Source organism: Burkholderia sp. AU33423, assembly GCF_002223135.1.
In the GTDB taxonomy this organism is placed as follows: Bacteria; Pseudomonadota; Gammaproteobacteria; order Burkholderiales; family Burkholderiaceae; genus Burkholderia; species Burkholderia lata_D.
Genome location: NZ_NKFH01000007.1, coordinates 2,723,267 through 2,747,778, shown reverse-complemented (window position 1 = coordinate 2,747,778; position 24,512 = coordinate 2,723,267). Strand labels below are relative to the sequence as shown.

Genomic DNA, 24,512 nt, shown 5'->3' with positions numbered 1-24,512 from the left:
GGATTTTTCGGATTGATAAAAAGTGACAAATAGAGCGTTTTGAAAGTTAAAGGATGGTTAATAAGTCGTGTTTTGATGTATCCGCTCAGAATGTATTTGAAAGTTGCAAGAATGTTTGGTGCAGGGTTTGAAACTTCCGCGCGCCTCGTGATTTTTCGTATAAAAATCATGGAGTTGCGTTGGTTTTGTGCGATGGATTACACAACGGCGATGCTCAATCGTAAGACGAATGAAATAGCAAACGTTTGCGAGAGGAGTATTTCTTTCATTGATGTAATGTTTGTTGAGATGCCGACGGATAATATGATTGATATCTTGTTAATTTGTTAATTCAAGATTTGAGCGTCGATTTTCTATTGATTTTATCGATTATCTTTAAATCGATTTAATTTGAAATATCGAACATCGGACTATGCTGATCTGCGCATCTGGTCCGCTGCGATGGCCCGCGAGACGGGCGTTTCGGGCCGACTGGCTCGTCGAATTTGTAAAAAAATGCTACAAGGCGGTGGACCGGACCGTCACCATTCATCTTTCGAATTTGTCCTATTGACTATTTCGGTGATGGTGACAATCGAACGGGTTCGGCGACGGGGGCGAATCGGTCAGGCAGGCGTGATCTGCGTCGACGGTGCGCCTGGCGGCGACAGGTTGCTAAAGAGGCTGTCCGGCATCGGTGGCGACGTCCCCGAATCGTCAAATCCCGGGTGTGACAATTTGTCCGCGCGCGCCGAAGCACTGAAGAAAAAAGGGCGGGAGTGAATGTGTCCGGTGCGCCACATCCGGCACGTCGATGCAGGTCGGTGAGGCTCACACCGCACGCGAAGGGTCGGCCTCGAGCGAGCGGCGGGCAGGATAGCCCTAGTGATGCGGCTCGTCATGGAAGTGCAACGAACGCGTAGCGAAGTTCGAACGTGACCCGGGTGCGGGCCGCCGAACGGGACGGATGCGTCGAACGTCGTGTATCGCTTGCGGTGCGGCCGGATGCTGGCGATGCCGTCGCAGACACCTGGATCCCGGTGGAATTCAGCGGCCCGAGGTTTCGAGCGTCGAGGAAGGCGTTGCCCGGTTGCCCGATCGGGCAACCGAGGCAACCGGGGCAACCGGATTTCCGCCCGGTGCGGCAGCCTTACTTCTTGAGAAACCGCAGCGCGAACCGCGCCATGCGCGGCACGAACATCGGGCGCAGCAGGCGCTTGTCGTAGCCGGCCATCCGCCGGTCGTTCTCCGCGAGACACAGTTCGATCAGCTCGCGCGGATTGAGCGCGTCGCCGATATCGGCGGTGCCGGTTGCCGGGAAGTTCGCGTCACGTGCGACGCCGTCGGAATCGATGCCGCGCGCGATGCCGATGCGCTCCCGGATCAAATGCACCCACACGGCCGCGACCCGCGCGAAGAACCACGGTCGGCGCCACCACGGGAGCGAGCGCCAGTACCACGCGTACCAGTTCACGAAGAACAGGATATGGCGGCCTTCTTCCTGGATCACGGGCTCGAAGGTGTCGACGAGTTCGGGCGGGAAATAGCCGGAGCGCTGCGCGGAACGGAACAGGCCGAACGCGAAGAAGCTGTCGATGCATTCGCTGAAGCCCGTGACGATCCACCACCACTCGGGATCTTTCGGCGCAGGGTAGGCGGGCTCGGGGGCGAGCCGGATGCCGTATGCCGCGACGAGCTTCGACAGTACGACCTTGTGGCGCGCTTCCTCGCCACCGTCCATCTCGAGCGCGCGGCGCAGCAGCGGATCGCCGATCGTCGCCGCATAGGTGGCCACGCGGATCGATGCGCGGCCTTCGGTCTGCACCGCGATGTCCCAGATCGGCAGCGACGTGAGCCGCTTGAGCTCGGCGGGTGTGAGCGCTGGCCAGTCGATCACTGCCGGCTTGTACGGATTGTGTGTGTCGAGCAGCATGCGGCAGAACATCTGCATATGCGCATCGGAACCGATCCGGACCGGACCTTGCCTCTCGAAGGTCCAGTTGCGCATTGCGTGATCTGCTGCTGCATGCTCTTCCTGCAGCGTGTCACTCATGGCTGTTGTTGTGCGATTACGGGTCGAAAGATTCTTGCATAGCTTCCGTAAACGCGTATTTTCGAGCGGCCATGTGCACGCCGGCCAGGCGTGCGTCACGCGTTCGTGTCGACCCAGAGGCGACCCCAGCGGGACGCGTAGGCCAGTGCGTGCTCTTCCTCGAAGAAGAAATCGATCGCGTCGAACGAAACGGCGCGTGGCGACGGGCCGCCGCTCGCCTTCTCGATCGTCAGGTTGGCGGCGAACAGCCCGTTCGGCAACCGGGCGGCAGCGGGGGCGACTTCGTAGCCCTTGTAGCGGATCGTACGGTTCATGGCGTGCGCGGAGAAAGTTCGGAGGTTCAGCGTACGAAAACCCGCCCGCGGCGTGAACCAATCTTTCGGCCAATGCAAATCACGCGGCGGGCCGAATCGTTATCGGCACGAGGGGCGCGGAAGGGCAGGCGGGGAGAGGCGTCGGCGTGCACGGCGCGTGGCCGTTGGTCCGAATGGGCACCGCCCGCGCCGGCGAATGGCGTCGGCGCGGGCGGTGGAAGGCGGGGGAAATTACTGGTTGGCGATCTTCAGCACGGGCGCGAGTGCGTCGACCGAGGCCGCATGCGAGGCCGCGCGATGCGATGCGAACGCCAGCGCGAACTCGGCTGCCTGCGTGCCGACCGTCTCGAGCTGTGCGACGACCTTCGGATCCGAGCAGCTGTCGGCGCTGTCGAAGCGCGTTTCGAGCGTGTTCACGGTCGCACCGAACGGCGTCGGCCAGCCGCGCAGCGCATGCACGATCGAACGCAGCGACGTCAGCACGGTGCCGGCCGCCTGCCAGCCGTAGGCGGTGACGATCAGGCCGACCGCACGGCCGTCGAGATACGGGCGATCGTCCGCGCGAAGTTCCTCGAGCGTGTCGAGCGCGTTCTTCACGAGGCCGGAGACGCCGCCGTGATAGCCGGGCGTCGCGATGATGATGGCATCGGCCTGGCGCACGGCGTCGATCAGTTCGCGCTGCGCGTCGGTCAGCGTCTTGTGTTCGGGCGCGTAGTGCGGCAGCGTATGCAGGAACGGGCCGTCGAACAGCCGCGTGCGTGCGCCGGCCGCCTGCGCGCCGCGCAACGCGAACGACAGCGCGCGTTCGGTCGACGACGCTGCCCGGGTGGTACCGCCAATGCCGACGACGAACGGGCGGCGGTGTTGATCGAATGCAGTCAAGGGGCGCTCCTTGGGGATGGCTTGCCCGGCTAAGCACAGGCTTAAAACCAGATGGTAACGACCCCGCCGCCACTCTGAAAACGACTTTTCGTTCTATCGATATGCCGCGCGGCAGGGGCAATCGTGTGCGCGGCCGCCCAGATCGATAGCAGAAATGCTTGGTTGGGACGGCGGGCCGCGGTCGATAAGATGGGCCCGTCTCCTCCATGATGTCTCTACTGACATGGGTTGGCCCCGCCGCGCGGATGCAGGCGGGGCTTTTTTTCGTCCCGGCCAGGAAAAGGGGGCCGATGTGCCGGGCCGTTGCCCGTCGCCCGTTACCCGTTACTCGAACACCGGCCGGAAGAAGCTGCGCTCGTAGCTGACGATGCAGCGTGTTTCCTCCGCGTAGCGGAACGCGGCCTGGCAGGCCGGATCGTCCATCGAGCGTTCGCGGTAACGCTCGTATTCGGCGAGGCTCGGGAACGAGAACATGGCGAGCGCGATGTTGTTCGCCCCTTCGGACGGCAGGAAGTAGCCGTGATGCGTGCCGCCGAATTTTTCGACGAGCGGAATCCACATCTTGCCGTACGTTTCGAACTGGTCGAGCTTGTACGGATCGATGACGTAGCGAAGGTGGCAGGTGATCATGAGCGCGCTCGGAGCGGGGAGGATCCAGCGAGTCTGGATGGCGCCGCCGCAAGTGTCAACGACACATGCCGACGCGTAATCCGGCCACGAGATGCGTTGCTTGCGCAAACAACGATCGGCGCTTTCATCTGTTCGCAACGACCCACGCAGCGCGGCGGCTCGCACCGTTACGCGCGTCTCTCCCGCGTGCATTTCCCCAAACTTTTACGACATTTTTTCTTGCGAGGGCGGCTGGCGCGCTCATAGACTTCGGGCATCCCAACCACGGAGCAAGGCAATGTCGATACCCTGGAACGCGATCGCCGAACACACCCCTGCCGCGCCGCCTTCCGTGTGCGCCGATCGGGTGATCGTGCGGCGTTTCGATCCGGCCTTCGACAGTTATGCACAACTCACGCCGATGCTGCATCGCGCGTTCGCGCGGCTCGGCGCGATGGGACTCAACTGCACGTGCGTCGACCAGAGCGAGGACGTCACGCGTCGCCGCGCGGAAGCGGGCGAGTGCTACGTCGCCGTGTGCGGCGGTCGCGTGATCGGCACGGCCACGCTGTATGCGACCGATCCTTCGTCGGCGTGCTCGCTGTACCGGCGCGAAGGCGTCGCGAGCGTGCGCCAGGTGGCGGTGGACCCCGATTGCCAGAGCCGCGGGATCGGCGCGTTGCTGCTGTCGTTCGCCGAACAGTGGGCCGCGTTGCGCGGCTACACGCTGCTCGCACTCGATACGCCGCATCCCGCTTCGCACCTGCTTGCGTTCTACGGCGCACAGGGTTTCGAGGTCGTCGACGTGATGCGCTTCGACGGCAAGCGCTACGACAGCGCGATCCTTTGCAAGCGGCCGGTCGCGCAGATCGTGCGCCGCGTGTCGCCGGCGTCACGCATGGCCGCGCGCGTGGCGGCCGTGCGGCGCCTTGCGCATGCGTTGCCGTCGCGCGTGGTCGCCGTGGCCCGGCGCGGCCAGCATGTGCGCCGTGGCGCAGGCTGGGCGGCACGACGCGCGGCCGGTGCCGCGAGTTGCCGCTCGTCGCCGTGGCGTCCGCGTCAGCACGGGCGCTACACGTTCGGCTGAACGCCGCGCCCCGGTTCGGTTTCCTGCTTTGCCGCGTAAGCGTCGGATGAGCGGAGTGTGGCGCTCCCGCTCGTGTACGGCCCTTGAGACACCCCCGCCGCGCCGCGGCGAAACGGACGTTTACGCGCTTTTTATACCCCGACGCGATCCTTTGCCGCGATCTTCACGCGAACCTTCATAAGATGGTTGCGTGGAAATCGGAAGCCGCACGCGAGCATGCGCGAAGGCCGCCGGCTCGCCTGACCGATGCCGGATGCCGATGCGCGGGCGTGCCGGCAAAAGGAAACCGCCATGTCTCTCTCGCCCATGACAGGTCCGCGCCCGGCGCAGCCCGGTCATCCGCGCACGGCCGTGCGCTCGATGTTCGATCCCGCGCTCGTGCGCCCGGCGATCGCCGATTCGTTCCGGAAACTCACGCCGCGCACGCAGTTCCGCAATCCCGTGATGTTCTGCGTGTACGTCGGCAGCATCCTGACCACGATCCTGTGGATCGCCGCGCTGTTCGGCCAGGCTGAAGCGCCCGCCGGCTTCATCGTCGCGATCGCGCTGTGGCTGTGGTTCACCGTGCTGTTCGCGAACTTCGCCGAAGCGCTCGCGGAAGGGCGTTCGAAGGCGCAGGCCGCGTCGCTGCGCAGTGCGAAACACAACGTGGTCGCGAAAAAGCTCTCGGCGCCGCGTGCGAAGGCGGTCGTCGAAGTGATGGCGTCGACCGACCTGCGCAAAGGCGACGTCGTGCTCGTCGAAAACGGCGACACGATCCCGGCCGACGGCGACGTGATCGAAGGTGTCGCGTCGGTCGACGAATCGGCGATCACCGGCGAATCCGCGCCGGTGATCCGCGAGGCGGGCGGCGATTTCTCGTCGGTGACGGGCGGCACGCGCGTGCTGTCCGACTGGATCGTCGTGCGGGTCGCCGTCAATCCGGGCGAGGCGTTCCTCGACCGGATGATCGCGATGGTCGAGGGTGCGAAGCGCAAGAAGACGCCGAACGAGATCGCGCTGACGATCCTGCTCGTTGCGTTGACGATCGTGATGCTGCTCGCCACCGCCACGTTGCTGCCGTTCTCGACGTTCGCGGTCGAGGCGATGAAGGCCGGCCATGTCGTGACGATCACCGCTTTGGTTGCGCTGCTCGTGTGCCTGATCCCGACGACGATCGGCGGCCTCTTGTCCGCGATCGGCGTGGCCGGGATGAGCCGGATGATGCAGGCGAACGTGATCGCGACGTCGGGCCGTGCGGTGGAAGCCGCGGGCGACGTCGACGTGCTGCTGCTCGACAAGACCGGCACGATCACGCTGGGCAACCGCCAGGCGTCGGCGTTCGTGCCCGCGCCGTTCGTGACCGAGGAAGCGCTGGCCGATGCCGCGCAGCTGTCGTCGCTTGCCGACGAAACGCCGGAAGGCCGCAGCATCGTCGTGCTCGCGAAGCAGCGCTTCAACCTGCGCGAGCGCGACATGCAGGCACTGCACCCGGTGTTCCTGTCGTTCAGCGCGCAGACGCGGATGAGCGGCGTCGACCTCCCGGGCCGCGAGATCCGCAAAGGCGCGGCGGATGCGATCAAGCACTACGTCGAGTCCCACGGCGGCCGCGTCACCCGCGAAGTCGAGGCCGTCGTGACCGACATCGCGCGTCGCGGTAGCACGCCGCTCGCGGTGGCGGAGCGCGTCGACGGCGTTGCCCGCGTGCTTGGCGTGATCGAGTTGAAGGACATCGTGAAGGGCGGCATCAAGGAGCGCTTCGCGGAGCTGCGCAAGATGGGCATCAAGACCGTGATGGTGACGGGCGACAACCGGCTGACGGCCGCGGCAATCGCGGCGGAAGCGGGCGTCGACGATTTCCTCGCGGAAGCGACGCCGGAAACCAAGCTCGCGACGATCCGCGAACACCAGGCCGCAGGGCGCCTCGTCGCGATGACCGGCGACGGCACCAACGACGCGCCGGCGCTCGCGCAGGCAGACGTGGCGGTCGCGATGAACACGGGTACGCAGGCGGCGAAGGAGGCCGGCAACATGGTCGACCTCGACTCGAACCCGACGAAGCTGATCGAGATCGTCGAGATCGGCAAGCAGATGCTGATGACGCGCGGGTCGCTGACGACGTTCTCGATCGCGAACGACGTCGCGAAGTATTTCGCGATCATCCCGGCCGCATTCGCGACGACGTATCCGCAGCTGCGCGTGCTCGACGTGATGCACCTCGCGTCGCCCGCGTCGGCGATCCTGTCGGCGGTGATCTTCAACGCACTGATCATCGTCGCGCTGATTCCGCTCGCGCTGAAGGGCGTGCGCTATCGTCCGCTCGGCGCCGCGCCGCTGCTGCGCAGGAACCTGCTGTTGTATGGCCTCGGTGGCGTGCTGTTGCCATTCCCGTTCATCAAGCTGATCGACATGGTGCTGGTGGCATGCGGATGGGCCTGAGCATGGGCGCGCACAACGCACTGGACGAAGGCGCTGCCGCATGAGCGAACCGAACGTCGTCATCGTGATCGTCGACGAAGACAGGTTCATCCGGCATTTCGTCCGTGTCGCGCTGAAGGCCGAGCACATGCACGTCTTCGAGGCCGCGACCGGAGCGGCGGGCGTGGCGGCCGTCGGCGCGCGACGTCCCGACCTGATCGTCGCGGACACGAACCTGCGCGACATCGGCGGCACCGACCTGATCCATGCGCTGCGCGCGCGCTCGGCCGCGCCGCTGATCGTGCTGTCGGCACTGAGCGCGGAAAGCGACAAGGTGGCGGCGCTCGACGCGGGCGCGGACGACTACCTGACCAAGCCGTTCGGTGCCGCCGAGCTGATCGCACGGATTCGTGCGCACCTGCGGCGGCAAGCCGGCGGCGGGCGCATCGATGCGGCGTACGTCCGCTTCGGCGACGTGACCGTCGATCTCGGCGATCGCCGGGTGCTGCGCGGCGGGACGCGCGTGCATCTGAGCCCGATCGAATTCCGGCTGCTGGCCGCGCTCGCGCATCACGCGGGCCGGCTACTGACACACGACCGCCTGTTGAGCGAAGTGTGGGGCGCGGCGCACGGCAAGGATGCGCACTACCTGCGCGTGTATGTCGGCCACCTGCGGCGCAAGCTGGAATGCGATCCGCGACGGCCCGCGTACATCGTCACGGAGACAGGCATCGGCTACCGGCTCGACGGTGCGCGATAGCGACGCGCTCAGGGATTCGCGGCAGTCCGCAGCGCGTCGTTTGCCGCGTCGTTCGAACGGCGCAGCTGCGCATCGAATTGCTGCACGCGCAGCGCGACCCGCTGCGCATAGCGCTTCGTGCCGCCGTTGTAGCGCACGAGCGCGGTTTCGACGTCGCCATCCGCATCGTCGAGATAGCCGCGGAAGATCGCCGCGCCGATCCGCACGTTGGTGGCCGGATCGGAGAGATCCTTCACATGCGCGACGAGATCGCGATGGGCGGTGGGCATCACCTGCATCAACCCGCGCGCGCCGGCGACACTGACCGCGTGGCGATCGAAGCCCGACTCGACCGCGATGATCGCGAGCAGCAGTGCCGGTGCAAGCCCGTAGCGATCCGATTCGGTCTGCACCGCGCGGGCGATCGTGCGCGCGTCGGCATACGCGATGTGAAAGCGGTTGCGCAGCGCGGTGACGATCGTGTCGAGGGTCGGGGGAAGCGAGGGTTCGGGCGTGCTGGCTGCGCTGGCCGGCGCCGCTGGCGTGTCGTCGGCATGCGCGGGCAACGCGATCGACAGCGGCAGCACGATCGGGAAGAGCAGCAGAAGCCGCTTCAGCCGCAGGGCCGGGCGCACGCGTGTGCGTGGCAGCGGCCGGTCATACGATGGATAGGTTTCCTGCATGTCGTCGCATCGTGGTTCCGATGCGACGACTGTACGCAGTTATGTATTGCGACCGTCGAAAGAAACCGACACGCGAGATAAACGGCGCGTAAAGACGGGGGCGCATGGCTGCGCGGCGTCACCCGTCGCGGCCGCCGTGCGTATCGCCACCGCCTTTTGCGAGGCGCCACGCAATCGTGCCGAGCACGCCGACCGCGACGACCAGCGCGCCCCACAGCACGTAGCGGCGCGGTGCATCCGTATCGGCGGCTGATGCCGGCGCGACCGCCGACGCCGGCAACGCCGCGCCGACGCGCGCGGGCCGCACTTCGGGCGCCATGCCCACCAGCAACGCGTCGCGGCTCACGGCCGACGACACGAGCGACGCGTCGCCGACGCCGAGCGTAAACGGCGGCGTGCCGCGCGCGACGAACGTCAGCGCGGCCGGATGCCAGCCGATCGCGACGGCCGGCTGGCCGCCGCCAAATCCGCCATTGCGCATGTCGACGACGATCCGCCACGCGCGGTCCGTATTCGCCGCGAATTCGAGCGGCGGATTGCGCTGCTCGCCGGCCTTGCCCTGCAACCGGAACAGCACGGCGCCCGCGACGTCGCGCCACGGCGCCTGCGCGTCGGCGCGGCTCTGCAGCGTCGCGCGCGCGACGGTATTCGGCTGCGGCAGGTCGATGCGCACGCGGTCGACCGGATACGCACCATCGGTGTCGAACAGATACTCGCCTGGCGTGCTGCCGGCCCGCACGCGCACGGCGTCGCGCCATTGGCGCGGCACGGATGCGGTGTCGGTCCCGCGTGCGTCGCGCGGGTGCGTCTCGACCTCGATCGACGCGATCGCGGGCGCACCGTCGAGCCAGTCGAGCCTCAGATAGCGCGGCGCTGCGCCTTCGAGCGCGATGCGTTCCTGCACCAGCATCGCGTCGCCGTGGCCCACCTTCAGCAGTTGCGTGCTGCCGAGCGACCGCCAGCTGCGCAGGTCGTCGCTGGCTTCGACGGCGACACGCCCCTGGTAGCTGTCGTCGCTCACGTGCACGAGCAGCGCGTCGATCTCGCCGTCCGCATGCGACAGGTCGACGAGATCCGCGCCGTGCTTCGCACGCACCGGTGCGGCGACGCCCGCGCGCAGCGCGCCGTCGGGGCCGACCGTCACGCCGAGCGGCGCGTTGCCGTTGTCGGCGCGCGCGGGTGGCAGCGGAAACCCGTGCACCGGCGTGCGCTTCGGCGGGACGGCGGGCGCGGCAGCGGCGGGCGCGTCGAGCGAATACGGTACCGGCTCCCCCGCGCCGTTGAAGATACGCACGTCGCCGAGGTCGTCGCGCCGGCTCGCCGCGTAGACGGGCTGCGGCACGGTGAGCTGGTAATACGCGGCGGTGCCGTCGAGATCGAGCGAGAAGCGCTGCGCGACGCGCCCGTCGGCCGCCGCGAGCGACGCGAGCAGGCTCAGTCCGAGCAGGGCGGCGAGTCGTTTCATGGCGTGTCGTCCTGCGGCGCAGCGGCCTTCGGCGGCAGCGGCGAGAAATACCCGATCAACAGCAGCAGCACGCCGATGCCGATGAACGACACGATGCGCTCGATACCGGTCACGTGCGACAGGTCGAACAGGAACAGCTTGACGACCGTGAGCGCGAGCAGCGCGGCGCCGACGAACCACAGCGGGCGCAGCCCGCGGCGCGTGGCCCAGATCGTGATGGCGAGCGCGCAGAGCGTCCAGTACACGGACACCGACGCCTGCACGAGCGTCGATTCCGCCATCGCGCCGAGTTCGTACGGCACGCCGGCCCAGTGATGCAGCGTACGCAGCAGGATCGCGTTCAGCCACAGGAACGCGGTCGCGCCGGCCGCGCTCAGCAGCTCGACGCGATACTTGCCGAACGACCAGCCGAGCTTGCGTGCGCGCACGAACCACGAGGCGGCGAGCGCATAGACCACCGCGAGCACGAGGTCGAGCGGGTTGAAGAGCGGCACGCGCGCCCAGCTTCCGCCGTCCTGCGTGAAGTTCGCGTAGAAGGTCCACGCCCACATCACGACGATGAGCGGCAGCGACGCGAGCGCGCACACGCGGGCGATGCCGTCGCGGCGCGTCAGCCACATCCCGGCGAACGCGAACAGGCTCCAGCCGACCATGAACACCTGCTGGATGCCGAACGACGACAGCACGGTGTCGATGTCGTAGGCCAGGTGGAAACGGTGATGCAGCGTGCGCAGCATCAGCGCGTTGAACCACAGGAACACGGTCGCGATGGCCGCATGGTCGACGACGCGCGGATGCCACACGATGCCGAGCGTCTTCAGTCGGCGCAGCCACACGGCGAATGCAATGAACACCAGGCACTGCGCGATGTCGAGCGGGTTGAGCAGCGGCAGCCAGAAGAGCGGCGCCGCGTTGCCGTCGCTGATCACGCTGGCGAGGCTCCACAACCACAGCAGCGCCGCGAGCGGCGCCGCGCCCCACACCTGGTACGCGCGCGGAAACGCCGCGACGGGCCAGCGCAGCCGCGAGCCGGGGCCCGACACCAGCAGGAGCAGCGCACCGAAGCCGTAGGCCCACGCGCTCCAGCTCCATGCACCTTCGGGCACGTACGCACGCAGGCGCCAGAAGCCTTCGAGCGACAGCAGCCCGCACACGGTCCAGAACATCAGCGTATGCAGCGGCGCGATGATGCCTGCGGAGATGGATGGCGAGACGCCGCGCGCCGAGCCTTGCGTGGAATCGACCCCTGCCGTGCCGCGCGACTGGCGCCACAGCAGCGCAAGGCCTGCGCCGACGGCGACGGGCCACGCGAACGCGCCCATCCCCGACAGCGGCGCTTCGTGCGCATCGAACGCACGCAGCGCGAGCAGCGCCAGCACCGGCGTCAGCGCGAGCGCCGGCCATTCGGCGAGCGGCCACGCCAGCCGGCGGCGCGCGACGTGCGCGAGCCATGCGGTGCCGGCCGCGAACAGCGCGGTCGTATCGACGACGAAGCGGTCGGCATGCAGGTCGACGTGACGGCTCGCGTAGAGGAGGATCTCGTGCAGGCCGCCGCTCACCCACCACAGCAGTCCCCACGCGGCGGCCGCGGCGCCGATCTCGGGCATCCACGCATGCCACGCGCGCGCTTCGCCGCGTCCGTGCAGCCACCAGCCGGTGAACAGGCCGGCGAGCGCGATCAGCAGCATCGCGATGGTCGGGCTGTTCAGCACGGGCAGCGCGTTCACATCGGCCGGCCCGAGCAGGCTCGTGAAGAATGCGCCGGCCGCGGCAACCTGCATCAGCAAGCCGAAGCCGAACCGCAGCATGCGCTTTTCGCGCACGCCGAGCCAGACGACGGCCGCGCCTTCGATCGCCCACGCGGCGCTGGTCGTCGGACCGGAGAACGCGAGCGGCACGGCCAGAGTCGCGAAAATCACCGCGAGCGCGAGCGTGGATTCGAACAGCAGCGCGAGGCGGTCGCGGCGGCGCGCGAGCCACGTGGAGACCACGACGTAGAACGCGGACAGCGCAACGGCGCTCCACGCGAGCCCGAACGGCATGTCCTTCACGAGCGACGCCTGCAGCGCGGTCGCGACGATCGGCGTGCCGAACACGAGCGTGCCGTCCACGTAGTGCCGCAGCGCGAGTTCGCGCTTCACCGCATACGGCAGCGCGATGCCGACATACATCAGGAAGAACAGGATGAGGAACGGCTCGGTGCTCGCGAACAGCGCGGGGCGATAGGCCGTCACGCCCCACGCCGAGCCGATCGTGAACGTGAAGACGAAGCCGAGCAGGTTCAGCGGACGCCAGGCCTTGAACCAGGCGATCGCGAAGATGCCCGCGTTCAGCAGCGCGTAGTAGCTGAACAGCGCGACATGGTTGCCCTGGCCGGTCGACAGCAGCACCGGCGCGAGAAAGCCGCCAGCGGTGCCCATGAACGCGAGCGGCAGTGCGTTCTGCCGCACCGCGAGGAACGCGCTCAGCGCGCACACGGCCACCATCAGCGGGAACGCGGCGCCGACGGGCAGCAGCGTGTAAAGCTTGGTCGCGGCGAAGATCGTCAGGTACAGGATGCCGACGCCGCCGCCCTGCAGCACGAGCCCGTACGCCGCACGGCGCGCGCGCACGCGCCAGCCGATCACGAGCAGCGCGGCCGCGGCGAGCGCGGTACCCGCGAGGCGGAATTCGATCGGCAGCATGCTGTTGTCGGCCGCGTACTTGAGCAGGAACGCGACGCCGAAGAACAGCACGATGATCCCGACGCGCACGACCGTGTTGCCGCCGAGCAGCCAGTCGCGTGCGGCGCGGAATGCGCGCTCGACGAGGTCGGGTTCACGTGGTTTGGGCGGCGCGGGAGGCGCCGACGGTGCGGGCGCCCGGGCGGCAGGTGTTTCGCTCGCGCGGATCGCGGCGGCTGGTGTCGGTGCCGGCGTGGCGGCGCGAGCGGGGGTGGGCGCCGGTGCCGATGCGGACGCCGGTGCGTCCGGGCGTGCAGCGGCCGGCTGGGCGGGCGCGCGCGGCGGCAAGGCGGCCGAAGGCGGGATGGGCGCGGATGGGGTGGCAGAGGCGGTGCCGGAGGGCGTGTGCACGGTCGCGTCAGTCGCGGCCGAGCCGGCCTTCGTGCCGGCCAACTGGCCGCGCAACGACGCGACTTCACGCGTCAGCGTCTCGACGGTCGCCTCGAGGCGCGCGACGCGCTCGGCCAGGGGAACCGGCGGCTGGGCGGGCGGTGCCTGCATCGCGAACGCATCGGAGGCCGTGCCTTTGCTTTTGCGCTTGCGCTGTTGCAGCGTGTTGTCGAGGCAGAACCCGATCGCGGCGCCGAGCACTGCGCCGGTGATGGCGGAGAAATCCCCGATCAATGCGGCAATCCCGCCCACGATGAAGCCGATTGCGGTAAAAGCCCAGTTCATCTCGCCCTGCTCCCTCTCTCGTATCGTTATCGGCCTGCGATCGGATGTTTGCCGGTCGAGGCGGTATCGGCATGGCCGGCAGGCGAACCGGCATGCGCTGCTGACCACGGTGGCCGCGTGGCGGCCTGCGTCGCGGTCAGCCTGTTGGCGGGGAATGTATCACAGCGGCCGTCGCGGATTTTCCGGGTTGGCGCGGTATCGTGGCGTGCCCCGTCCGGTGTCGCCGCGTGGCTTTTTGCACGGTCATGCTTTTTACTGGCGGAGGCGATGCGCTTTCGTCTGAACAGATCGGCGCGTGATCGGACGTGAAATTGTCGTAAAGCGACGCGTGCCCGATGCGAATTGGCGCAAGGCGAGACGCGATATGCGCCGCGCTGCTGCGCACAAGTCCGACGCGCGATGCCCGTCGTTGCTGGCCGTGCGCGTATTGCGCCGCCGCAATCGGGTGCCGTCGCGTGCCGCGGCCCGCCCGGCGGGGCTGGCGGCCGTGTCGTATTTGCGCAAGCGTTTGTCGTAATTCGTCGGCAGGTCGGGGTTTTTTCTGGCAACTATGTAGGCACGCTAAGACAAGCGCGAGTCCCCGCTACACGAGGAGAAGGTTTCGATGGATGCCCCCAAGGTCGTGGTCGAAGGTCTGTGCAAGGTGTTTGGAAGCAACCCGCAGCAGGCGCTCGACATGCTCGCCGCCGGCGCGACGAAGGACGATGTGCTCAAGCGCACCGGCCAGGTCGTCGGCGTGCACAACGTCTCCTTCGATGTGCAGGAAGGCGAAATTTTCGTGCTGATGGGCCTGTCCGGCTCCGGCAAGTCCACGCTGATCCGCCTCGTGAACCGGCTGGTCGATCCCAGCGCCGGCAAGGTGATGATCGACGGGCTCGACGTCGCGTCGGCGCGCCGCTCGGCGCTGACCGCGCTGCGCCGCAAGGACATGAGCATGGTGTTCCAGTCGTTCGCGCTGATGCCGCACCGCACCGTCGTGTCGAATGCCGCGTTCGGACTCGAAGTCGGGGGCATGGGCAAGAAGGAGCGCGAGCGGCGTGCGATGGAAGTGCTCGAGCAGGTCGGCCTCGCACCGTTCTCGCACAAGCTGCCGTCCGAGCTGTCGGGCGGCATGCAGCAGCGCGTCGGCCTTGCCCGCGCGCTGGCCGTGAACCCGTCGCTGATGATCATGGACGAGGCGTTCTCCGCGCTCGATCCGCTCAAGCGCCGGGAAATGCAGGATGTGCTGCTGCAGCTGCAGAAGGAACAACGCCGCACGATCATGTTCGTGTCGCACGATCTGGAAGAAGCGCTGCGCATCGGCAACCGCATCGCGATCATGGAAGGTGGCCGGCTCGTGCAGGTCGGCACGCCGCAGGACATCATCGCGAACCCGGCCGACGATTACGTGCGCGCGTTCTTCGACGGCATCGACACCAGCCGCTACCTGACGGCCGGTGACCTGATGCAGACGGGCGCCGTGCCGATCGTGTCGAAGTGCGATGCCGCGAACGTCGCGGCGACGCTGAACGGCAGTGCCGACTATGCGTTCGTGCTCGATGCGCAACGCAAGATCCGCGGCTTCGTCACGCGCGATGCGATCGGTCAGGCGACGCCGTCCGTGAGCCCGATCGAATCCATCCGGCGCGACGCGTCGCTCGAACATGTCGTCGCGCGCGTGGTCGCGAGCCCGAATGCACTGCCGGTCGTCGACGACGACGGCTGCTACTGCGGCTCGGTCGATCGTGCGCTCATCCTGAAGGCCATCACGCGTTCGCGAGGTTCCCATGTCTGAAATGATTCCGCTCGGTACCTGGGTCGACCAGTCCGTTCACTACCTGCTCGACCACGACGCCAAGACGTTCGACACGATCGGCCAGGCGATCGAGGGGCTCGCGGCATTCGTCGAGCACGGCCTGCAGGCGATCCCGATGTGGCTGATGATGGCGATCTTCATCGGCGTCGGGCTGTGGCGGGTGGGCTGGCGCTTCGCGCTGTTCACGACGCTGTCGCTGCTGCTGATCTTCGCGACGGGCTTCTGGGACCAGACGGTCATCACGCTCGGCCTCACGCTGTCGTCGACGATCATCAGCCTCGTGCTCGGCATCCCGCTCGGCATCTGGGCGGCGAAGAGCAAGTGGGTCGCCGCGATCGTGCGCCCGATCCTCGACCTGATGCAGACGATGCCCGCGTTCGTCTACCTGATTCCGGCCGCGATGCTGTTCGGTCTCGGCCGCGTGCCGGGGATCCTGTCGACGGTGATCTTCGCAATGCCGCCCGCGGTGCGCCTCACGAGCCTCGGCATCCGCCACGTGAACCGCGAGATCGTCGAAGCCGGCCAGGCCTTCGGCTGCACGCCGTGGCAGCTGCTGTACAAGGTGCAGTTCCCGAATGCGCTGCCGTCGATCATGCAGGGCGTGAACCAGACGATCATGATGGCGCTGTCGATGGTGATCATCGCGTCGATGGTGGGTGCAGGCGGCCTCGGCAACGACGTGCTCGCCAGTATCCAGCGCCTCGACATCGGCCTCGGTTTCGAAAGCGGTCTGTCGGTCGTGCTGCTCGCGATCATTCTCGACCGCATCACCGAAAGCTTCGGCCGTGCGCCGGGCACCGTGAAGGCGCCGCTGTTCTCGGGTCTCAAGCAGCTGTTTCGCGTGAAGGCCGCGCCCGCCCAGGCTTGACCTCCAGCGGCCGGAACCCTCCGGCCGCTCATCCTGAATAGAGATAACGGCCTCCGCGGCATCTGCCGCGGGGTTGGCCCCCTGCAACCTCCTCGCCAGGAGACCGATGTGACGTCCGCCGTCGCTGTCGCGCCCGCAGCCTGCGTTTCACCGGTTTCATCTCTCGCCCATTTCGGCTTCCTGACGCTGCCGAACTTTTCGATGATCGCGTTTTCGAGCGCCGTCGAAGTGCTTCGGATGGCGAACTACGTCGGGCGCGCCGATCACTACCAGTGGTCGATCTATTCGCTCGACGGCAGTCCGGTGCACGCCAGCAACGGCATCGCGGTACGGCCCACGCAGGCGCTCGACTATACGAACCTGCCCGACGTGATGATCGTGTGCGGCGGCATCCGCATCCGCGACGTGGTCGACGAGGGTGCGCGCGATACGCTCGCGGCGCTCGCCGAACGTGGTCTGCCGCTCGGCGGCATCTGCACGGGCGCGTATGCGCTGATGTCGAGCGGGCTGCTCGACGGCTATCGCTGCACCGTGCACTGGGAGAACCTGTCCGCGCTGCATGCCGAGTTTCCGCAAGTGGGTTTTGCGGACGAACTGTTCGTCGTCGACCGCGACCGGCTGACCTGCACCGGCGGCACCGCGCCGCTCGACCTGATGCTGAACCTCGTCGGCATGCGCTTCGGCCAGCAGCTGGCCGCGCAGGTATCCGAGCAGTTCATCCTGGAGCGCATCCGCAGCTCGACGGACACGCAGCCGATTCCGGTCGATGCGCGCGTCGGCTTCTCGCGCGCGGAGCTGATCGAGGTCGTGCGGCTGATGGAGGCGAACATCGAGGAGCCGCTGTCGCTCGAGGAGCTCGCGCGGCTCGTGCGGCTGTCGCAGCGGCACCTGCAGCGCATGTTCAAGGTGTACCTGAACGTGTCGCCGACCCACTATTACCTGACGCTGCGCCTGAAGCGCGCACGCGACCTGTTGCGCACGACCGACGCGTCGATCGCACGCGTGACGACGGTCTGCGGTTTTCATTCGCCGTGCCATTTCAGCAAGGCCTACCGTGCGCAGTTCGGCCACGCGCCGAGCTATGAGCGCCGGTTGCCCGGGCGCTGACCGAACCTCTGGTCCGCGACGCCGCCGGGATCGCGGCGCGCGGCTTCAATAAACGATCCCGGATTCAAGCAAACGACATCACTTTGAGGAGAAGCAAGATGAAGCGCCTATTGATCGCAGCGGTGTGCGGGATCGGGATAACCGCGCCGATGTCGGCCGTGTATGCGGCCGATCCGCCCGTGTGCAAGAACGTGCGCTTCGCGGACGTCGGCTGGTCCGACATCGCGGCGACCACGGGCCTCGCGTCGACGATGCTGCAGGGGCTCGGCTACAGCCCGACGAAGACGATCGCATCGGTGCCGATCACGTTCGCCGGCATCAAGAGCAAGCAGATCGACGTGTTCCTCGGCTACTGGTCGCCGACGATGGACCCGATCATCCAGCCGTTCACGAAGGCCGGCCAGATCAAGGTGCTTTCGACGCCGAACCTGACCGGCGCGAAATACACGCTCGCGGTGCCCGACTACGTGTACCAGGGCGGCCTGAAGTCGTTCGCGGATATTCAGAAGTACGCGGACAAGCTGAACGGCAAGATCTACGGGATCGAACCGGGCAACGACGGCAACCTGCTGATCAAGAAGATGATCGACGGCAACCAGTTCGGCCTCGGCAAGTTCAAGATGGTCGAGTCGAGCGAGGCCGGGATGCTGGTCGAGGTGAATCGCGCGATCCGCGACAAGCAGTGGATCGTGTTCCTCGGCTGGGAACCGCATCCGATGAACGTGCAGATGAAGATCGACTACCTGACCGGTGGCGACGACGTGTTCGGCCCGAACTACGGCGAAGCGAAGGTGCTGACGGCGACGCCGCCCGACTACGCGCAGCGCTGCCCGAACGTCGCGAAGTTCGTGTCGAACCTGCAGTTCACGACGTCGATCGAGAACCACGTGATGATGCCGATCATGAACAAGGAAGATCCGAACAAGGCGGCGGCCGAGTGGCTGAAGGCGAACCCGCAGGCGCTCGACAAGTGGCTCGCGGGTGTGACGACGCTCGACGGCAAGCCGGGCCTGCCGGCGGTGAAGGCTTATCTCGGCGTGCATTGAGCGAGGTGTGTTGGCTTTTTCCGCTTGAGCCTATGGTTTGACGGTGGTCCTGCGCCCCCGAACGACAGAGTTGTTATCTGGGTTCGGGGGTTTTTTGTACGCCTACCAAGCGTCTTGGTTGTGTGGTCTTTGAATGATACGAGTATAAGAAAAATTAGTTATACGAATTTCGTACTCGTATTATTGAAAACCCTTTCGGAATCGCGCATTTTGGTGTTGGTTAATCGCACCAATTTCACGAAGGGGAATCAGGATGCCGCATACGCAGAAGTTGCCCGCGCATTGGTTTGCCGTTGTCGACTCGCATCTCGAGAGCAACTGGCGCGGTGACGCTACCAATAGAGAATGGACGGTCGCGGAGCTTGCCGTCACACGCGGCGCGCGGGGGGATGGCGCATGATCCGCTATTTTCTTGCTCAAGGTGATCGAGGTGGCAGCGCGACAATCACGGAAGGCCTGCCGACCGTCACCTGTTCCAATCCGCCCCCGCGCGTGCATATCGCGACACTGGATATGCAGACCTACTGCACGGCGTGTGGACGGAAGGGCTTTATTGCTCCGAAAGGGCCGCGGTGGCCGGGAACCGGGCCGAACGGCAAACCTTGGGCGCTGAGCGGCGACGTCAACGTCTGTGGTTGCAATCCACAGCCGGTGTTCTTTGCCCAGCGCGGCATGATGATGCGATTTACGGCTGAACAAGCGGCGGCGTTGACCGGGCAGATCCGAAACCACACGGATTCTGCACGGACAACCGACGCTGAGCATGGTGAGCAGTATGTCTTGTGCGATGAGCAGAGCGGTCGACCGCTCGCGCGTGTTCGGTACCGCATATACACGGCATCAGGTCAGATCGTCAGTGGTGTCACGGATTTCGAGGGAAATACCCAACGAGTAACAACGCGTCACGCCGAGAAACTTAGGCTCGAGGTCGTGGAGGGCAATAGCGATGTCCTGTAACGAATACGTTTGCGTCCACGAATCTGCGGTAACGAACACCACGCCGGGCTCGAAGCTGAAAGTTTTTCTGACGCTCAACGGCCCGCCAATCTGCTCGACCATGACCGACGCGGAATTTAGAAAACTGATGATGCAACTTCGTGATGAAGGAGCCGATCTGGTGAAGGAGCGGCTCAATAGATTGGCCGAATGGGCACCTGAGGAACGTAGACGTGTCTGGACGTGGTTTGGCGCGAATGACCAAGAGATTCGTCATAGTCTTACCACTGGATTGACGGCTACTCTTGCCGTCATGCGATCACTCGGCCCCGGGAATTTTCTGAGGGCCCATCCCGATCTGGATCGGTCTTTGGGATGCTTGCCGACCAACAAGAACGTCGGCACTGTAGCGCACGTATGTGGTCCCGACACTGAAACACACACAATAAGCATCCACGAGGAATTTTGTACGATTCGCGATCGAAGCCGTGCGGCTACCTCGAAGTTGTCGACTATTATCCACGAGTGTACTCACTTCGAGGATACGTTTGGGGCGGGCGATCCAAAGTACGGAATCACGCGATTTCTCCCTGAGTGGGGGCAAAGTAACCCGGAAATGGCGATAAAAAATGCAGACAGTATTTCGGCATATGTTATCTGGCTGGATTAGCGCCGCAGTCTTACTGTTTGTGGGGGAAAACTCGTATGCTTGCGATGGGTCCGGGAATTTGCCAGGGCAAAACTTCGATCTGATGTTCGAGCAGAACGCTGCAACGGTGAGCGAAGAGCAGGCGAAGAAGCTGGAAGATTGGGTATCGAAAATGTTGTTGCAGTTTCCGATTCGCGAAGGCGTAGGGGTGAGCGGCGTAGCCGAGCCTGTGGAAACCGATCCTGAAGAGCTGTCTGCCAGACGCGCCGAGTCCGCCCGGCAGTTGTTGGTGCATCTCGGGCTGAATCAGGAGCGCTACGCAGTTCATAGTTACGTTTATGAGCGCATGAGCGTTCAGGACGATGAAAATGCGAAACGCGCTGAGATAACATTGCTCCCTGGCTGCCCCGACAACTGTTGCGTCAATAAGTAATGCGCCTCGTGACGCCGGGCGGGGTGTATCCCGGCCGGCGCCTTGCAATAGCAGCAGCGTCACTCACGACCCCTTCGTCGCCGCCGGCACGTCGAACACCCGATCGAATGCCCACTGGAACACGAACGCGTAACAGAAGAAGAACGCGAACAGCCCGATGTCGACGACGAGCGCGTCGAGCCACGAGATGTCGAGCCATCCCGCCACGACCGGCACCAGGATGAAGATCAGCCCGCCTTCGAATCCGGTCGCGTGCAGGATCCGCCGCCCGAGCGTGCGTGATGGCTGACGGCGCGACGCTTCCCAGCGCTCGAACAGCGCGTTGAAGATCATGTTCCACAGCATCGCGATCGCCGACATCGTCGCCGACAGCGCGCCCGAATAGACGAGGTCCTGCTTGAAGATCGCCGCGATCGCGGGCGAGATGCAGGAAATCGCGATCGCTTCGTAGAGCACCGCCTGCGTGATCCTGCGCGGTAGGCCTTGCACGTTGTTGCTCCGGTTGGACGTCACTCGACGCGGCACCGTGCCGCGACGTCCCGCAAGGCTATTCGCGTTGCACGCCCGCTTCAATTCACCTAATCTCACCCCGACTCAATTGAATTCAACCCGGCCCGATCCGGCCCGCGAGGCCCCGTGTTCTCGAAAATCCCCCTGACCGCATTGCGTGTATTCGAGTCGTCGGCACGGCTCGGCGCGTTCAAGGCTGCCGCGGACGAACTGTCCGTGACACCGGCCGCCGTGTCGCACCAGATCAAGTCGCTCGAAAGCCGGCTCGGCGTGCTGCTGTTCGAGCGCGGTGCGAGCGGCGTGCGGCTCACGGACGAAGGCGAACGCCTGTTTCGCGCGAGTCACGATGCACTGCTCGCATTGAGCCGCGGGCTCGACGCGGTGCGGCCCGAAACGACCGGCGAGCGCACGCTCGTGCTGACCACCACGCCCGCGTTCGCCGCGATGTGGCTGATTCCGCGCCTCGGCCGGTTTCGTCGCATCGATCCGCAACTGCACATCAAGGTTGAAACCGGCAACACGCTTGCGGATCTCGAACGCGATGCGCGGATCGACCTCGCGATTCGCGCGACGTCGCGCACGTTTCCGGCGCTGCACGAGATTGCGCTGATCGACGAGTATTTCGGTGCGTATGCAGCCGCCGGGTTCGACGCGCATCGGACGGACGAACCGCTCGACCTGATCGAGACCGTGTGGGATACGCCGCTGCCGGTGTCGGTCGACTGGGCGTCGTGGTGTCGCGCGGCTGGCCGCGAAGCGTGGCTCGAGCGCGCGGTGTTTCGCCACTACGACGACGAGCATTACGCGTTGCAGGCGGTGCTGCACGGGCAGGGCATCGCGTTGCTCAGCTCCGTGCTGGCTGCCGAGCATGTCACGCATGGGGCATTGACGCCGATCGAGCCGTCGGTGCGGATCGAGGGCGCGCGTTTTGTCGCGCTGTGCCGGCCCGGGCGGGAGCGCGAGCCGCAGGTCAGGTCGTTTCTCGACTGGCTCGAGGCGGAGATTGTGCTGACGCGGGAGGCGGTGGGGCGGATGGGGGCGGGCATTGAGCGGTAAAGCGGGCCGTGCGGACCGCGCGAGCCGTATGCGAACCGACCCGCTCGCACACCATCACGCGAACCTGACGCAATAAACCGGCGGCAAATGCGCAGACACCAACTGCCAGTTTTCGCCGCCATCAGCGGACGTCCATAACCCGCCGGTGGTCGATCCCATCGCGAGGCGCGTGCCGGTGTCATCGATCGCGAGCCCGTGCCGATACACGAGGTCGTACGCCGGCGCACTCGGCAGCCCGTTCGCGAATTGCTCGAAACTGCGCCCGCCGTCGCGCGTGCGCGTGACGACGAACCTGCCGTTCACCGGAATCCGGCACGCGTCCTTCACGGCCGGCACGAACCACGCGGTGTCCGGTTCGTGCGGGTGCACGGCTACCGCGAAACCGAAGCTCGAAGGTTGCGCCTCGATGCGCCGCCAGTGCTCGGCGCCGTCGGTCGAGCGGAAGATCGCGCAGTGATGCTGCGTCCACAGCACGTCCGGGTTGGCCGCGCACTGCACGACGCGGTGCGGGTCCTGCATGTTCGGTTCGCCGCGCCGCTCGGGCGGCATGTAGTCGGCTTCCATGCCATCGGCGGTCACGCGCCAGGTCGCGCCGCCGTCGGTGGTCTGCCAGACGCCGCCGCACGAGACGCCGATCGCCACGTGCCGGCTGTCGCGCGGATCGACCATCACCGAATGGATGCCCGGTGCGTCGTATCCGCCGCCGCCCCATTCGGCGCGCTCCGGGCGATCCCACAGTGCCCGGTTGAGCACCCAGGAGCTGCCGCCGTCGTCGGAGCGGAACAAGCCGCCGGGAATCGTGCCGGCCCACAGCACGCCCGGCTCGTCGGCGCCGCCGGCTTCGAGCGACCAGATCTGCTGGAGCGTCCATGGCGGCTGCGGCGGCCCGGATGGCGCGTCGTCGTCGTCGCCGGTGCCGGCATTCACGCTGGCGCTGGCGGGTGGGGCGTCGGTGGGCTGCGGCGGATAGACGGGAACCGCGCATTCCTCCCAGTCGGTGGCGCCTGCGCGCCGGCGGTGCAGCTTGACGCCGAAATGGCCCAGGTTCAGCGCGGCGTACAGCGTGCCGTCGCGCGGGTCGGCGAGCGCCATGCTGACCGGCTCGCCGGCGAAGTGCGGCTCACCGAGCGTCCAGCCGCCGTGGCCGTCGGCCTGCAGGACGAACAGGCCCTTGCGGGTGGCGACGAGCAGTCGATCGTTCATGTGCGATGTCTCCTGAGGGCCCGGCCTGACGTCGGGGTGCGCGGTCGGTGCTGGTGCATATGTCCCCTTATCCGCCCGTCAGCGCCTGCACGACATAGACCCGGCTGGCATCGCCGAGCACATCGGACAGGTGTTGCCGGTCGCGTATCGGCTGGCCGTCGATGAATACCGACAGATGTTTGCGCAGCGCACCCTGGTCGTCGAGGATGTAGCCGCGCAGCCGCGGCTGCTCGCCGAAAACGGTGTCGAATGCTTCGCCGACCGAGTGGGCGTCGATTTCGCGCTCGGGCGTTTCGATATGCCGCTGGATCGAGGCGGCGAAGAAGAGGTGCGCCATGGCGGTGGCTGGCAGGAGCCGTGCGGAGGGGACGGTCTGTAGTTTAGGCGATCCTTTGGGGGCGGAAAGGTGGCGTCGCGTAGTCGCGCGGTGCCGGCGTGTCCGGTCCGTCCCGGTCGACACGTTCAGGCGATTCGGCAACAATCCTGCCCGGATCGTCATCGCATGCCGGGTTCGGCTGCCATGCCGGTCGACGGCCGCCCGCTCTCCATTTACCGATGAAGGAAACCCTTGCCATGCCGCGATTCGCGCTGTCGATCGTCCAACCCGCCGTCGACGATATCGTTGCGGGCCGGAAGCAGGTCGAAATCCGGTCGTGGGCGCCGCCGACCATCCCGTTGCGTGTTGGGAACTGACGAACGTGCGGGCGATCGATCCGCCATTCCGATGCGTGGCGAAACGAGGGGTCTATGCTCTGGAGACCCCGCGGCGTCATGCATCCTGACTCCCGCACCCGGGAACGACGGAGCCATTGGTGAGGTTTGCCGGGCAGATATCGTGCAGTCGTACTACGCGTACTTGTCGCCCACCGCCGCCCTGACAGGATGCGTGTCGTAGACGATGACCATGCGCTCGACGAGTCCGCTGTCGTCGAATTCGAACACGTCGACACATTCGAACTGCACCGCCGAGCCGTCCTTCAGCCCCCAGTCGTACACGAAGTAACCGGTTGCACGTCGCGCGCCGGTCGCACTGACACAGATGTCGATCGTCGTGATCCGACTTTGTCCGGATGCCGCAACGACCTTTTCGAAGAACGGTTTCGGCTGCATCCAGCCGAGAAACGGAGAAAAAATCCGTGCATCCGGCGTGAACTGCGCACAGATCGAGGCGACGTCGCCGCGCTCGAGCGCCTTCAGGTAGGTGTCGACCTGCCGCGTGTATAGTGCCTTCGACGATGGGACCATTCTCTTTCTCCGCTGGTTGTTGACAAGCCGGGCCGCGACAGGTGATGCGGGTCCGGCG

22 protein-coding genes and 1 pseudogene are annotated in these 24,512 nt (G+C 66.1%); 12 read left to right on the top strand and 11 right to left on the bottom strand.

Translation table 11 applies throughout. The features are described from left to right. Nucleotides 1-1,129: 1,129 nt before the first annotated feature. From CFB50_RS30870 to CFB50_RS30855, 4 genes are all read right to left on the bottom strand, one after another. Nucleotides 1,130-2,032, bottom strand: a complete 903-nt coding sequence (locus tag CFB50_RS30870) for an aminomethyltransferase (protein WP_089448297.1) — start codon at nucleotides 2,030-2,032, stop codon at nucleotides 1,130-1,132. A 95-nt stretch (nucleotides 2,033-2,127) separates the two neighbouring features. Continuing rightward, nucleotides 2,128-2,346, bottom strand: a complete 219-nt coding sequence (locus tag CFB50_RS30865) for a hypothetical protein (protein ID WP_011354057.1) — start codon at nucleotides 2,344-2,346, stop codon at nucleotides 2,128-2,130. Between the two features lie 231 nt (nucleotides 2,347-2,577). Next, complete coding sequence (locus CFB50_RS30860; protein ID WP_027790596.1) at nucleotides 2,578-3,228, bottom strand: NADPH-dependent FMN reductase; 651 nt, start codon at nucleotides 3,226-3,228, stop codon at nucleotides 2,578-2,580. A 324-nt stretch (nucleotides 3,229-3,552) separates the two neighbouring features. Further along, nucleotides 3,553-3,858, bottom strand: a complete 306-nt coding sequence (locus tag CFB50_RS30855) for an NIPSNAP family protein (protein ID WP_089448296.1) — start codon at nucleotides 3,856-3,858, stop codon at nucleotides 3,553-3,555. Between the two features lie 277 nt (nucleotides 3,859-4,135). On the opposite strand from CFB50_RS30855, the gene CFB50_RS30850 reads away from it, so the two are divergent. The 3 genes from CFB50_RS30850 (at nucleotide 4,136) to CFB50_RS30840 (ending at nucleotide 8,081) form a co-directional block, all read left to right on the top strand. Beyond that, entirely contained in the window at nucleotides 4,136-4,924 is a 789-nt protein-coding gene (locus tag CFB50_RS30850; protein WP_089448295.1) for a GNAT family N-acetyltransferase, read from the top strand. 360 nt (nucleotides 4,925-5,284) lie between these two features. Beyond that, nucleotides 5,285-7,342 (top strand): potassium-transporting ATPase subunit KdpB, encoded by a 2,058-nt coding sequence (kdpB, locus tag CFB50_RS30845; RefSeq protein ID WP_089448461.1) that lies wholly within the window; start codon nucleotides 5,285-5,287, stop codon nucleotides 7,340-7,342. A gap of 40 nt (nucleotides 7,343-7,382) precedes the next feature. After that, nucleotides 7,383-8,081 carry a response regulator gene (locus CFB50_RS30840; RefSeq protein WP_089448294.1) on the top strand — a complete coding sequence of 233 codons (699 nt, stop codon included), beginning with the start codon at nucleotides 7,383-7,385 and terminating at the stop codon, nucleotides 8,079-8,081. Between the two features lie 8 nt (nucleotides 8,082-8,089). Here CFB50_RS30840 and CFB50_RS30835 read toward each other — a convergent pair whose 3' ends face one another. The 3 genes from CFB50_RS30835 to CFB50_RS30825 form a co-directional block, all read right to left on the bottom strand. Further along, a complete protein-coding gene (locus tag CFB50_RS30835) occupies nucleotides 8,090-8,743 on the bottom strand; it encodes a lytic transglycosylase domain-containing protein (RefSeq protein WP_089448293.1) in 654 nt (217 codons plus the stop codon). A gap of 118 nt (nucleotides 8,744-8,861) precedes the next feature. Further along, complete coding sequence (locus CFB50_RS30830) at nucleotides 8,862-10,208, bottom strand: DUF3999 domain-containing protein (protein ID WP_089448292.1); 1,347 nt, start codon at nucleotides 10,206-10,208, stop codon at nucleotides 8,862-8,864. Beyond that, nucleotides 10,205-13,606, bottom strand: coding sequence for a DUF2339 domain-containing protein (locus CFB50_RS30825; RefSeq protein WP_089448291.1), 3,402 nt, complete (start codon nucleotides 13,604-13,606; stop codon nucleotides 10,205-10,207). Before CFB50_RS30825 ends, CFB50_RS30830 begins: the two co-directional genes overlap by 4 nt. Nucleotides 13,607-14,088: 482 nt before the next feature. On the opposite strand from CFB50_RS30825, the pseudogene CFB50_RS30815 reads away from it, so the two are divergent. The 7 genes and pseudogenes from CFB50_RS30815 to CFB50_RS30785 all read left to right on the top strand — a co-directional run. Then, nucleotides 14,089-15,380: pseudogene (locus tag CFB50_RS30815) on the top strand (quaternary amine ABC transporter ATP-binding protein); the annotation flags it as partial. Continuing rightward, complete coding sequence (choW, locus tag CFB50_RS30810; RefSeq protein ID WP_046549695.1) at nucleotides 15,373-16,269, top strand: choline ABC transporter permease subunit; 897 nt, start codon at nucleotides 15,373-15,375, stop codon at nucleotides 16,267-16,269. The pseudogene CFB50_RS30815 and the gene choW, both read left to right, overlap by 8 nt. A 108-nt stretch (nucleotides 16,270-16,377) precedes the next feature. Continuing rightward, complete coding sequence (locus tag CFB50_RS30805; protein WP_011354068.1) at nucleotides 16,378-17,376, top strand: GlxA family transcriptional regulator; 999 nt, start codon at nucleotides 16,378-16,380, stop codon at nucleotides 17,374-17,376. 98 nt (nucleotides 17,377-17,474) lie between these two features. Further along, nucleotides 17,475-18,422: a choline ABC transporter substrate-binding protein gene (locus CFB50_RS30800; protein ID WP_011354069.1), complete on the top strand. Its 948-nt coding sequence runs from the start codon at nucleotides 17,475-17,477 to the stop codon at nucleotides 18,420-18,422. Nucleotides 18,423-18,818: 396 nt separating this feature from the next. After that, the gene (locus CFB50_RS30795; RefSeq protein WP_089448290.1) at nucleotides 18,819-19,379 is read left to right on the top strand and encodes a hypothetical protein; all 561 of its coding nucleotides are present in this window, start codon (nucleotides 18,819-18,821) and stop codon (nucleotides 19,377-19,379) included. Further along, nucleotides 19,369-20,028, top strand: coding sequence for a M35 family metallo-endopeptidase (locus CFB50_RS30790; RefSeq protein WP_089448289.1), 660 nt, complete (start codon nucleotides 19,369-19,371; stop codon nucleotides 20,026-20,028). Before CFB50_RS30795 ends, CFB50_RS30790 begins: the two co-directional genes overlap by 11 nt. Beyond that, nucleotides 19,988-20,440 carry an OmpA family protein gene (locus CFB50_RS30785; RefSeq protein ID WP_089448288.1) on the top strand — a complete coding sequence of 151 codons (453 nt, stop codon included), beginning with the start codon at nucleotides 19,988-19,990 and terminating at the stop codon, nucleotides 20,438-20,440. The genes CFB50_RS30790 and CFB50_RS30785 overlap by 41 nt, the downstream gene beginning before the upstream one ends. 63 nt (nucleotides 20,441-20,503) lie before the next feature. Here CFB50_RS30785 and CFB50_RS30780 read toward each other — a convergent pair whose 3' ends face one another. Continuing rightward, nucleotides 20,504-20,929, bottom strand: a complete 426-nt coding sequence (locus tag CFB50_RS30780; protein ID WP_089448287.1) for a PACE efflux transporter — start codon at nucleotides 20,927-20,929, stop codon at nucleotides 20,504-20,506. Between the two features lie 147 nt (nucleotides 20,930-21,076). Here CFB50_RS30780 and CFB50_RS30775 point away from each other — a divergent pair, with 147 nt between their 5' ends. After that, a complete protein-coding gene (locus CFB50_RS30775) occupies nucleotides 21,077-22,006 on the top strand; it encodes a LysR substrate-binding domain-containing protein (protein WP_089448286.1) in 930 nt (309 codons plus the stop codon). Between the two features lie 54 nt (nucleotides 22,007-22,060). Here CFB50_RS30775 and CFB50_RS30770 read toward each other — a convergent pair whose 3' ends face one another. Together CFB50_RS30770 and CFB50_RS30765 are read right to left on the bottom strand one after the other, a co-directional pair. Next, nucleotides 22,061-23,209 carry a WD40/YVTN/BNR-like repeat-containing protein gene (locus CFB50_RS30770; protein WP_089448285.1) on the bottom strand — a complete coding sequence of 383 codons (1,149 nt, stop codon included), beginning with the start codon at nucleotides 23,207-23,209 and terminating at the stop codon, nucleotides 22,061-22,063. Between the two features lie 67 nt (nucleotides 23,210-23,276). Beyond that, nucleotides 23,277-23,546, bottom strand: coding sequence for a MoaD/ThiS family protein (locus tag CFB50_RS30765; protein ID WP_043180651.1), 270 nt, complete (start codon nucleotides 23,544-23,546; stop codon nucleotides 23,277-23,279). Nucleotides 23,547-23,764: 218 nt separating this feature from the next. Between CFB50_RS30765 and CFB50_RS40275 the strand changes: the two genes are divergently transcribed. Beyond that, the gene (locus CFB50_RS40275; RefSeq protein WP_256979347.1) at nucleotides 23,765-23,902 is read left to right on the top strand and encodes an ASCH domain-containing protein; all 138 of its coding nucleotides are present in this window, start codon (nucleotides 23,765-23,767) and stop codon (nucleotides 23,900-23,902) included. Between the two features lie 153 nt (nucleotides 23,903-24,055). Here CFB50_RS40275 and CFB50_RS30755 read toward each other — a convergent pair whose 3' ends face one another. Further along, on the bottom strand, nucleotides 24,056-24,454 hold the full coding sequence (locus CFB50_RS30755) for a nuclear transport factor 2 family protein (protein WP_089448284.1): 399 nt from the start codon (nucleotides 24,452-24,454) through the stop codon (nucleotides 24,056-24,058). Nucleotides 24,455-24,512 lie beyond the last annotated feature (58 nt).

Excerpts from the sequence above, each read along its gene's own strand:
- CFB50_RS30770 (WP_089448285.1), bottom strand. The coding sequence starts at position 23,209 with ATGAACGATCGACTGCTCGTCGCCACCCGCAAGGGCCTGTTCGTCCTG.
- CFB50_RS30765 (WP_043180651.1), bottom strand. The coding sequence starts at position 23,546 with ATGGCGCACCTCTTCTTCGCCGCCTCGATCCAGCGGCATATCGAAACG.
- CFB50_RS30825 (WP_089448291.1), bottom strand. The coding sequence starts at position 13,606 with ATGAACTGGGCTTTTACCGCAATCGGCTTCATCGTGGGCGGGATTGCC.
- CFB50_RS30855 (WP_089448296.1), bottom strand. The coding sequence starts at position 3,858 with ATGATCACCTGCCACCTTCGCTACGTCATCGATCCGTACAAGCTCGAC.
- CFB50_RS30835 (WP_089448293.1), bottom strand. The coding sequence starts at position 8,743 with ATGCAGGAAACCTATCCATCGTATGACCGGCCGCTGCCACGCACACGC.
- CFB50_RS30830 (WP_089448292.1), bottom strand. The coding sequence starts at position 10,208 with ATGAAACGACTCGCCGCCCTGCTCGGACTGAGCCTGCTCGCGTCGCTC.
- CFB50_RS30755 (WP_089448284.1), bottom strand. The coding sequence starts at position 24,454 with ATGGTCCCATCGTCGAAGGCACTATACACGCGGCAGGTCGACACCTAC.
- CFB50_RS30795 (WP_089448290.1), top strand. The coding sequence starts at position 18,819 with ATGATCCGCTATTTTCTTGCTCAAGGTGATCGAGGTGGCAGCGCGACA.
- CFB50_RS30865 (WP_011354057.1), bottom strand. The coding sequence starts at position 2,346 with ATGAACCGTACGATCCGCTACAAGGGCTACGAAGTCGCCCCCGCTGCC.
- CFB50_RS40275 (WP_256979347.1), top strand. The coding sequence starts at position 23,765 with ATGAAGGAAACCCTTGCCATGCCGCGATTCGCGCTGTCGATCGTCCAA.
- CFB50_RS30785 (WP_089448288.1), top strand. The coding sequence starts at position 19,988 with ATGCAGACAGTATTTCGGCATATGTTATCTGGCTGGATTAGCGCCGCA.
- kdpB (WP_089448461.1), top strand. The coding sequence starts at position 5,285 with ATGTTCGATCCCGCGCTCGTGCGCCCGGCGATCGCCGATTCGTTCCGG.
- CFB50_RS30840 (WP_089448294.1), top strand. The coding sequence starts at position 7,383 with ATGAGCGAACCGAACGTCGTCATCGTGATCGTCGACGAAGACAGGTTC.
- choW (WP_046549695.1), top strand. The coding sequence starts at position 15,373 with ATGTCTGAAATGATTCCGCTCGGTACCTGGGTCGACCAGTCCGTTCAC.
- CFB50_RS30800 (WP_011354069.1), top strand. The coding sequence starts at position 17,475 with ATGAAGCGCCTATTGATCGCAGCGGTGTGCGGGATCGGGATAACCGCG.
- CFB50_RS30790 (WP_089448289.1), top strand. The coding sequence starts at position 19,369 with ATGTCCTGTAACGAATACGTTTGCGTCCACGAATCTGCGGTAACGAAC.
- CFB50_RS30850 (WP_089448295.1), top strand. The coding sequence starts at position 4,136 with ATGTCGATACCCTGGAACGCGATCGCCGAACACACCCCTGCCGCGCCG.
- CFB50_RS30870 (WP_089448297.1), bottom strand. The coding sequence starts at position 2,032 with ATGAGTGACACGCTGCAGGAAGAGCATGCAGCAGCAGATCACGCAATG.